Consider the following 9,132-nt stretch of genomic DNA (forward strand, 5'->3'; position numbering starts at 1 on the left):
TCGGTTGGTTTCCCACATTACTCGTTATTCAAGTCTCGTTCTAATTGAAATTCACTGTACTTTTATGCACATAATAAGCGAATAGTACTAATATAGCCTGTACGTTACATTGATAGCGTACAGGCTATATTTGAAACTTAAAAGTTTGTCGCAATAATCTTCGAAGCTAAATCACTAGTAATAAAGTCCATAGCAGAAATTCCATATCTCCCCTGTGTGTTGGAAGTAAAGAAGGCATCTACTTTAGGGTTAATGTTGTCTTTCATTGTTCGGATATTGGGAATATCAAACCATCCAGGTTTATACCCACTGGTGTAATTGATATACAACCAAGATGGATTTTGAATAGTTGCTTCCTGATACATGCTTTGTATATCAGACCATTTTTGATTCGAATCTGTCACTTTATAATAGTCCTGAACTTTCAATTTTGCTGTATTATGAATCGTGAAAGTTGTATTTACCTTCCAGTCTGTCGCGTCGATTCCTTTTGGTAATTCGGTGGCTTCAAACCTTCTAATTAATACGATTTTTCCTCTGGCTTCACCTACGGTAGGAATCGTATCCGTTAACAGCCATTTATCAGGATTATTTGCAATGTATGCATCAAAGGTTTCTTCAAAAGATCGAGTGTTGTTATAAGGATTATACTCCTCTTTTATTCCCATCAAAATAGTTTCAGAAGGATTGTCGTCCAAAAACGAATAGACATCATGTAAGACATCATCAAATGTTTGATTTTGAGAAATAGGCCCATGATAAATATCAAAAGAATTTTCATAGTGTCTGTTTCGAATATCAAGATATCTTACACCAATCGATAGTTGCTCAGCAATATTCAAATCCTGACATTTTGCAGTATTATAGATTGGTTCATAGATTGCACCTGAATCATGGGTTCCCGGTATGGAGAGCGATGATAGCGATCTACTATCATCTATAGAATTCATCCAACTCGAACCACTGGATGCAAAAACGGATGGGGCAAACATAAACATCATGCTGATGAAAAGAAATAGAACAAAGAATCTTGTCTTGTTAAGCATGGAAATCTACCACCTTTATCTTTTTTTATTCTATGTTAATCAAGTGGCGCCAACTTGAAACATACATTTCTTTAGACAGTATTTACTTATTGAAGAAAAAGTCATCTTCATCGGTAAAAGCGGGATTTTATATAGCTAGCAGTGAACTTGACTCAGATCACAACAATTTTATTTAGGTCACCCTAGATGTCTATACGAATACAAGAATAGCTTAGCAATTGAATATTTATTTTGTGTTACCTCTACGTAAAGTCTTTGTTCATTTAGGAGAAGCAAGGGACGGCTCTACCCTGCTTCTATTTCATACTAGTTGCTTTCAGCGATGTAACGTTTGGATCGAGTGTAAAACGAACGCCTTTATGAACATGTTCTGTTTGTTTATTTTTTGCTGTATATAAAATGGATGTATGAGGAGATTTGCTGTATATTTGTTGTTCAATATTTTTGCTCGGAAGGTCGTAAGTTCCTTCATCATCTGCAGATATGACAACATAATTCATTTGCACACTTTCAAGAAAGTCAGCACTTATATTCCCGCTATCTCCATGATGTGGAGCTAATAAAATATCTGCTTGTAGGTTTTTGTTAATATAATCCCAATGACTTAAGTTCACCTCTGCTGCATAAAGAAATCGGTGGGATCCTATTTCTACCATGCAGGGAATACTAATCGAATTAAGTGTACGATCAATCCAGTTTACTTCATCAGATTGAATCGACTCTAGACTATCCAACATTTTTTGAACTGGATCAACTTTTTCCTTTGATGGCGGAAAAGCTGTTATTTGAAGTTGACCATAGCTATATACATGTTTCTCAAAAATTGTTTCCATCCGTTTTTCATCTACCTTATGAATCACCTTCGCCAAGGCATCTAAAGCACGATCCATATTCCAATTTTCACTATTTATTCGCATGGGATAGGGTGTTTTTAGATTAAGCCAAAGCTGATGAACGTTGTATTGCTTTACTACCTCAACCAATCCGTTAAGATGGTCTGGGTGAGGATGTGTAATAACTAGTAAATCAATATCTTCTATGGCTTCTTGATGTAAGTATTCCAGTAAAGAAATTCTACCTGGCTTATCATAGATAGAAGCTATATCATCACCACCATCTATGATAATTGTTTTTTCTTTCTCCTCTGTATATCGAATAACAGAGCATGCACCAAAGCCAACATTCAAAAAATCTACTGTAGCATGCCAGTCCATGATCATCAGCCCCCCTTAACTAAGATTTGATGTTTTTAATACTCTTTTCAAATAAAATATTGAAAAGAGGATAATAATTAACACCAATACAATTGAAGCAGCAGTTGCATAGCCGGTTTCGAAATACCTAAAGCCGTGACGATAAATATAAAATGTAATTGTTTCTGTCGCATTCCCAGGTCCTCCACCTGTTAACACATACATTTTTTCAAATACTTGAAATGTGTCAATCGTACGTAACAATAAAACGAGAATGATTGCTGGTTTTAAAAGCGGTAACGTAATATACCTTAAGCACTGGGAAGCATTTGCACCAAATACGCTTGCACTCTCGTAAATATCCTCCGGTATCGCTTGTAAGGATGCAAGAATGATAAGAAAAACAAATGGTGTCCATTGCCAAACATCGGTAATAATAATCGATAATAGCGCTAAATTCGATGAACTTAACCATTCAATTGGAGCAACTCCAATCCATCCTAGTAAGTAATTAATAATACCGAATTCATAGTCATACATCATCTTCCATGTCAGTGCTACTGTAATTGGTGGAAGTAGCATTGGTAAGAGTATAGCTGTACGTATTAATTTTAATCCTTTACCTGAGTTAAAATAAATAGCAAGTGCAGTCCCTAACAAAACTTCCATTAAAACCGCTACAATTACAAAAATAATGGTATTCCGTAGCGAAATCCAAAACACATCATGCTCAAATAGTTTGTTGAAATTGTCCAATCCAATAAAAGAAATATCTCCTTTTAAGAAATCAAGCTCATAAAAGCTTGTTACCACAGCGTATAACAATGGATATACAGTTAAAACAAGAAAAACCACTACTGCTGGCAATAAAAATATATGTGTCATCGTATTACTTTTTCGCATCGTATACTCCTTTGATGTATTGGAGGCTGACTCTCTCCTTCGTTGAAAGAGTCAACCTTTGAACCATGTTATTTAGCTAAAATGCCTTCTAATTCTTCATTTGCTTTATCCAAGCCTTCTTGAATATCAAGCTGACCAGCTAATATTTGTGATAAATACATTCCCCAAGTATCTTCAACTTGACTCCATTTTGACGTGCGTGGACGAGCAACAGAGTTTTGTAATGCTTCAAGCTGTGCTGGGAAATGACGGTATTGTTCAACAAGCTCTGGATCTTCATATACGCTCACTCTTGTTGGTGCTCCTGCGCCAAGAATAGTCATTTCCTTTTGCGTTTCTGCACTTGTCACCCATTCTAAAAACGCTGCCGCTGCATCTGTATTTTGGGAGGTGCGAGGAATGCCCAGTAACCAGTTTCCAATCATTGCAGCCGCATCACTTTCCTGGCTTGGTACTGCTGAGAAATTAACTTTTCCTACAACGTTTGAGTTTTCCTTATTATCTACTTCAGATACCCATGAAGGCCAGGCAATTGTCATCGCAACTTGTCCTTGCGTTAAAGAAGTTGCTATCTGGTCACTATCAAAAGTTTCCACACCTTTTGGTCCAGTTTCTTTTAGCTTCATATACATTTCCATTGCCTTTACGCCAGCTTCTGTGTTCACTTGCGGCTTCATATTTTCATCTAATACTGTCCCACCATAAGCCCAGAATAATGGAAGGTAGTTCGATACGATTGGATTTCCGCGTTGCCCTCTAAGCGCATAACCAAATGTTTCTTGCTCTTCATCCTTAATAGTTTCAGCAAACGCTAACACGTCATCCCAGGTTTGTGGTGCATCTATATCATATTTTTCAACCAAATCATTTCGATAGAAAAACATTTGCACGTTACCGATAAATGGAACTGCATAGGTGGAACCCGTTTCATAAGGAACTTTTCCAAGCGCAGCGGACTTTTGTACAAAATCGGAAGCCAGTCCATCAGGGAAGTAGCTGTCTAAATTGGTTAAAAGCTCTCCTTCCGCAAATTCCGGCATCCAAGGATCATCAATCATTACTAAGTCAAATGCTCCAGAATTATTACGAACATCAAGTACAACTGTTTCTTTCAAATTATCATATGGCATGGCATTTACATTAACCTTGTTTCCTGTTTCCTCTTCGTACTGCTTGACCACTTCGGTTAAAGCATCGGCCATGGAACCTGCTCTAGCAGCAATCGTTAACTCCACGGGTTCTGTTGAAGCTTCTTTTGTATCTTCCTTACTTGTTTCTTCATCACCGCTGCTTGAAGAAGCTTTATTACAAGCAGTTAAAACAATCAAGCTTATGAGTAAAATTAAAAAAATAAAAACTGTACGTTTCGTTTTATACACTAATTCCATCTCCTTTTAAGTCTTACCCTTTTACTGCACCTAAGGTAAGTCCTTTAATAAATGTATCTTGCATCAAGTAAACTAATAGAACAATCGGGATCGCGGACAATATTCCGCCAGCACTCATTGGTCCCCACAACACGAGGTATTCCGTTATTAATCCAGATAATGCAACAGGTACAGTTGAAAGCTCAGGTGATTGAATAAAGATCATCGCGTACAAGAATTCATTCCAAGCGGTAATAAACGTAAAGATTGCTGTTGCTCCGATCCCAGGTATTATTAATGGGAGTACCACCTTTCTAAACGTTTGGAATGGCGATGCACCATCGATCATTGCACTCTCCTCTAATTCAAACGGGACTTCATTAAAAAACCCAATTAAAAGCCAGATTGCAAATGGTAGATTAAAAGCGATGTACGCTAAAATAAGTGCAATTCTAGTATTTAACAAGCCCGCATTTCCCATCATTTCGTATAATGGAATCACGAATGTGACAGGTGGGAATATCCTTGTAAGTAGAATCCATACGAGCAGCCCTTTTCTCCCAATAAAGCGATACCTGGACAAGCTGTATGCCGCTAATGCACCTATAAACACAGCGATGGTAGTAGCAACTGTTGCAATTAATAAGCTATTTAGTAATGCTTTATGGAAGCCTAACTCTAAAAATAGTGTCATGTAATTTTCTAGGGTTACTTGATTTGGATAAAAGGTTGGCGTATCTGAGAATTGCTCTATTCTATTTTTAAAGGAGTTGTTCAACATCCAGTAAACCGGAAAAAGACTCCAAATCAGTAATATAGAAACAACAATATATCGAATCACATGCTTCATTTTGCTTTTTGATTGAATACTTTTTTTCATCCGGTTACATTCCTTTTCGTAATAAATCTAGTAAGCTTTGGTGCACTATCCCGTTAGACGCGATGATCCATTCCAGGTTAATCCCGTTTGAAGCAGCATAAAGATCCGAATAACTCCCACCAGCTTCCTCTACAAGCAGTATTCCTGCAGCAACATCCCATGGTGCTAATCCGTAATGCCAGAAGCTATCTAATTCACCACAAGCAACGGAGGCTAAATCTAATGCTGAAGAACCTGTGATTCTTAAACCTCTTGCTCTACCAATAAAACTAGCAATCGTCGTAGACATATTCGAATTTACTTCCCATTGCTTTGCAGCGAAGCCAAAAGCAATGAGCGAATTTTCTATGCAAGTAGTAGTAGAAACAGAGATTCTTTTTCCATTTCTAAAAGCACCCTGTCCTCTAATAGCGGAATATAACGTGTCAGTCGTTACATCCAATACCAAGCCAATTAGAATTTGTGTTCCTCTACATAACGCAATGGAAATGGAAAAACGAGGAAAACTATGAACAAAATTCATCGTTCCATCTAATGGATCAATGACCCACGTCAGCTTCTTTTCTTCCCGGTACATGTTGTTGTTTGCATTCGTTTCCTCTGATAAAAATAGACACTCACAGTCATAAGCGCTCAGATTTTCTATCAAAAACACTTCAATGCTTTTATCAACTTCTGTCACTAAATCAACAGCGTTTAACTTACAAGTTACCGAATTATCGTTATTTACTTTTTCTCTTATTTTTTCACCTGCCTTTAAGATTAGTGATTTAGCTACATCATGGTAACCTTCCAAACTTTTAACAATTTCATGCAATGATCTCACCTTCATCTCTCTTGATGCCAAACATTCCAAGAACATTTGAAACAGAAACTCATCTAGATATCTACCTCATTTAAACATTAATTTGTTAGTATTTTACTCAATTATATTTAAGAGGTATAGACATCTTAGGTATAATACTAACACGCAATTATTAAGCGAAGATTAAGTAATTATTAGTTTTCTGTAAAAATGGAACTTTCCTTTCTACTATTCTCTAATACTATTTTTCGATAAATTTATAAATTATTATCTAAACTTTCGCACCATAAAATAGACTTATACTCCTTGGTAAACCTTTCTTCAGTCCAAAAGAGTTACGCTGCTTGTGCGAATGCATCATTATTAGGAAATGCTTTCCTTAAGAATGGAGGAAAACTAAAAGCATGAAGCAGGGGACGGTTCCCCGCTTCCTAATTTCGGAAGCGACGAACCGTCCCCTGATACCTACAACAACACTCCTCTATAACCGCAAAACAATTCTCCACCATAATTATTAAGTATAGATTTCACTAATGAAATCAGCTCATTTTTATCATTTGTCTTCATGTATATTTTTGTATAATCAATTATTTTCTCATACATATCTTTATCATAGGCTTTAAGATTTCTAGCAAGCCATTTTCCTTCACCAATCCATTTACCATTCGCCCTTAATATTAATTCAGCCATCAAGTTTATTATCTTATTTAAAATAAATAAACTTTCCCCAAAATCTTCTGAACTTTTAAAGTCTGACAAAAAATCTGTAATTTGATATCTTGTTTCATTAAGCTTACCTTCTTCCCATGGCTGTGGGCCTTGCTCGTATAGTAGTAATGCCTCTTCTTGAAGTTTTTTTCCAGCTCCTAGTTTATCTCTTAAAGGTAGTCCTTCCGCACATAGCTTAATGATGGTTGGTATTCCTCTGTATTTAGCTATCTGAAACTGAAACTCTAGAGATGATGGCGAATAAATAAATGCTTCTATTTTCCATCCAAGAAAGTGATGACACTCAAGTCGTGATGATTTTGTTCCATCAATGATAAGCAAATCTATATCAGATTCTTTTGTTATATTTCCATAAACAGTACTTCCACCTATCCAGACATTATTCGATTCTGGATAATAGGAAACGATAAATTGTTCAACAATTTGCTTAATGAAGTCCCTCATATGAGCCACCTCCCATATCAGGATATTCACCCATATCATTTATGTTCGTGAAATTCTCGGCCTAAGCCTATAACAATTTGATCATAGCCTATAAACGATTACTTCATTCTAACCAAATATTGTTGGACTAGTATCATAACCATGGAACAGATAGACAGTGGTCCAAAACAAAAAAAGCCCAACATACAATAGTTATGTCAGGGCCCTACAAATTTCTATATTTCACACTCTAGCATCCGTTTTTTCTATTTCATTTTTGATAAAGAAGGTTTTTGAATATAATGAGAGGGTGTGGATAACTGTGATGTACAAGTTGATGTGCAGCATTGACTATCGTTTTCCTAAGGTATTGCTCTAAGGAATTTCCTACCATGAAAATGTAGCTCGCTCATTACAATGGTAGAATTTTCTCTACATGTTGCGTTGGTCCATCATTAAACAGTGCGTTTGCTGTTTTCCTAATGTATCGTTCAGTTCAATCGGAAGCAGGGAACCGTCCGGGACCAGTGAAAAAGTCTACGACTTTAACTCAATTATTCAAATTCACTAAACTTTAATAAATTCCACCAAAACTTCGCGATAATTCAACGAGAAAAAACCCCCTGAATGGTATAATTAGTATGACCAAATACCAAACCATTAGGGGGTTTTTTCTATGCTTCGACTAGAGCCAAAACAATTAAGTCTTCATTCTATATTATATAGTAAAATACCAGAAAATCATATACTTAAAACCATTTCAACTGTAGTAGATTTTAGCTTTATCAATAAATTACTAGAGAACAGTTATTGTAAGCAATTTGGACGACCGGCGAAAGAGCCGGAATTGATGTGCAAACTTCTTTTTCTGCAACATCTCTATAATTTATCTGACGAGAAAGTTATCGAAGAAGCCAGCTTGAATTTAGCTTATATGTACTTTATCGGTATTAATCCTGAGGACGATCTTCCTGATAAAAGTCTGCTTTCGAAGTTCAGAACACAGCGTTTAGTAGAAGGATCCCTTGATGAGATGATTACGGAAATTGTTAAGCAATGTGTAGATAAAGGCATCATTGAGGGAAAGAGTGTAAGTATAGATGCCACACATATGGAAGCCAACACCATTAAGAAAACCCCAGAGCGTCTGATGAAACATTTGGGTAAAAACATTATGCAGACCTACGAAGAAGAAACAGGAAAACCGTTAGAAAATGTGCCATCGGCACCTAACTATAAAGAAATTGAGGACCACAACGAAGCGAAAGCTGTGATGAAGGCTTATTTGGAAACAGTGATTGATCAAGCAGAAGAAAAGACTTCTGAGAAAGAATCAAAAACGTCAGAAATCATTCAAAAGGCAAAAGATATTCTTGCTGACCCTAAATTTATGCATCAAAAAGGAGTGCGTTCTCTCATTGATGAAGATGCACGAGTTGGTCGTAAAAGTAAAACCCAAGGTTTTTATGGTTATAAAACGGAGTTTGTCATGACAACAGATGAACGAATTATTACATCTGTTCGAACCGCGAATGGTGCTTATATGGATGGAAGTTATGCCAAAGAAATGTTGGAAGAAACAAAGCGATCTGGTGTGAAGGTGGAAGAAGTCTACGGTGACAAGGCCTATTTCAGAAAGGCAATTCTGAATGTTATAGAAGAAACAATGGCGAAGGCATATATACCAGTAAGTCACTCCGTATACAGAATAGATGAAAGCGAATATACCTATAATAAAGATTCGGATGAATGGTATTGTAGTCAAGGCAATACGACTGTAGACAAA

8 protein-coding genes are annotated in these 9,132 nt (G+C 36.5%); 1 reads left to right on the plus strand and 7 read right to left on the minus strand.

The window, feature by feature from the left end; all coding sequences use genetic code 11:
* Window positions 1-137: 137 nt before the first annotated feature.
* From QQS35_RS19000 to QQS35_RS19030, 7 genes are all read right to left on the minus strand, one after another.
* Window positions 138-1,046, minus strand: a complete 909-nt coding sequence (locus tag QQS35_RS19000) for a phosphatidylinositol-specific phospholipase C (protein WP_285933796.1) — start codon at window positions 1,044-1,046, stop codon at window positions 138-140.
* 296 nt (window positions 1,047-1,342) lie between these two features.
* Window positions 1,343-2,260 (minus strand): ComEC/Rec2 family competence protein, encoded by a 918-nt coding sequence (locus QQS35_RS19005; RefSeq protein WP_285933797.1) that lies wholly within the window; start codon window positions 2,258-2,260, stop codon window positions 1,343-1,345.
* 15 nt (window positions 2,261-2,275) lie between these two features.
* Window positions 2,276-3,142, minus strand: a complete 867-nt coding sequence (locus QQS35_RS19010; protein ID WP_285933798.1) for a carbohydrate ABC transporter permease — start codon at window positions 3,140-3,142, stop codon at window positions 2,276-2,278.
* A gap of 68 nt (window positions 3,143-3,210) precedes the next feature.
* Window positions 3,211-4,521 (minus strand): ABC transporter substrate-binding protein, encoded by a 1,311-nt coding sequence (locus QQS35_RS19015; protein WP_285933799.1) that lies wholly within the window; start codon window positions 4,519-4,521, stop codon window positions 3,211-3,213.
* A gap of 22 nt (window positions 4,522-4,543) precedes the next feature.
* The gene (locus QQS35_RS19020) at window positions 4,544-5,389 is read right to left on the minus strand and encodes a carbohydrate ABC transporter permease (RefSeq protein WP_285933800.1); all 846 of its coding nucleotides are present in this window, start codon (window positions 5,387-5,389) and stop codon (window positions 4,544-4,546) included.
* A gap of 4 nt (window positions 5,390-5,393) precedes the next feature.
* Window positions 5,394-6,215 (minus strand): inositol monophosphatase family protein, encoded by an 822-nt coding sequence (locus QQS35_RS19025; protein ID WP_285933801.1) that lies wholly within the window; start codon window positions 6,213-6,215, stop codon window positions 5,394-5,396.
* Window positions 6,216-6,659: 444 nt separating this feature from the next.
* Window positions 6,660-7,367, minus strand: coding sequence for a nucleotidyltransferase domain-containing protein (locus QQS35_RS19030; protein ID WP_285933802.1), 708 nt, complete (start codon window positions 7,365-7,367; stop codon window positions 6,660-6,662).
* 655 nt (window positions 7,368-8,022) lie between these two features.
* Between QQS35_RS19030 and QQS35_RS19035 the strand changes: the two genes are divergently transcribed.
* Window positions 8,023-9,132: IS1182 family transposase (locus QQS35_RS19035; protein ID WP_285931612.1), on the plus strand; the 1,110-nt coding region annotated here is incomplete at its 3' end.

This window comes from Aquibacillus rhizosphaerae (assembly GCF_030282825.1).
Lineage (GTDB): Bacteria > Bacillota > Bacilli > Bacillales > Amphibacillaceae > Aquibacillus_C > Aquibacillus_C rhizosphaerae.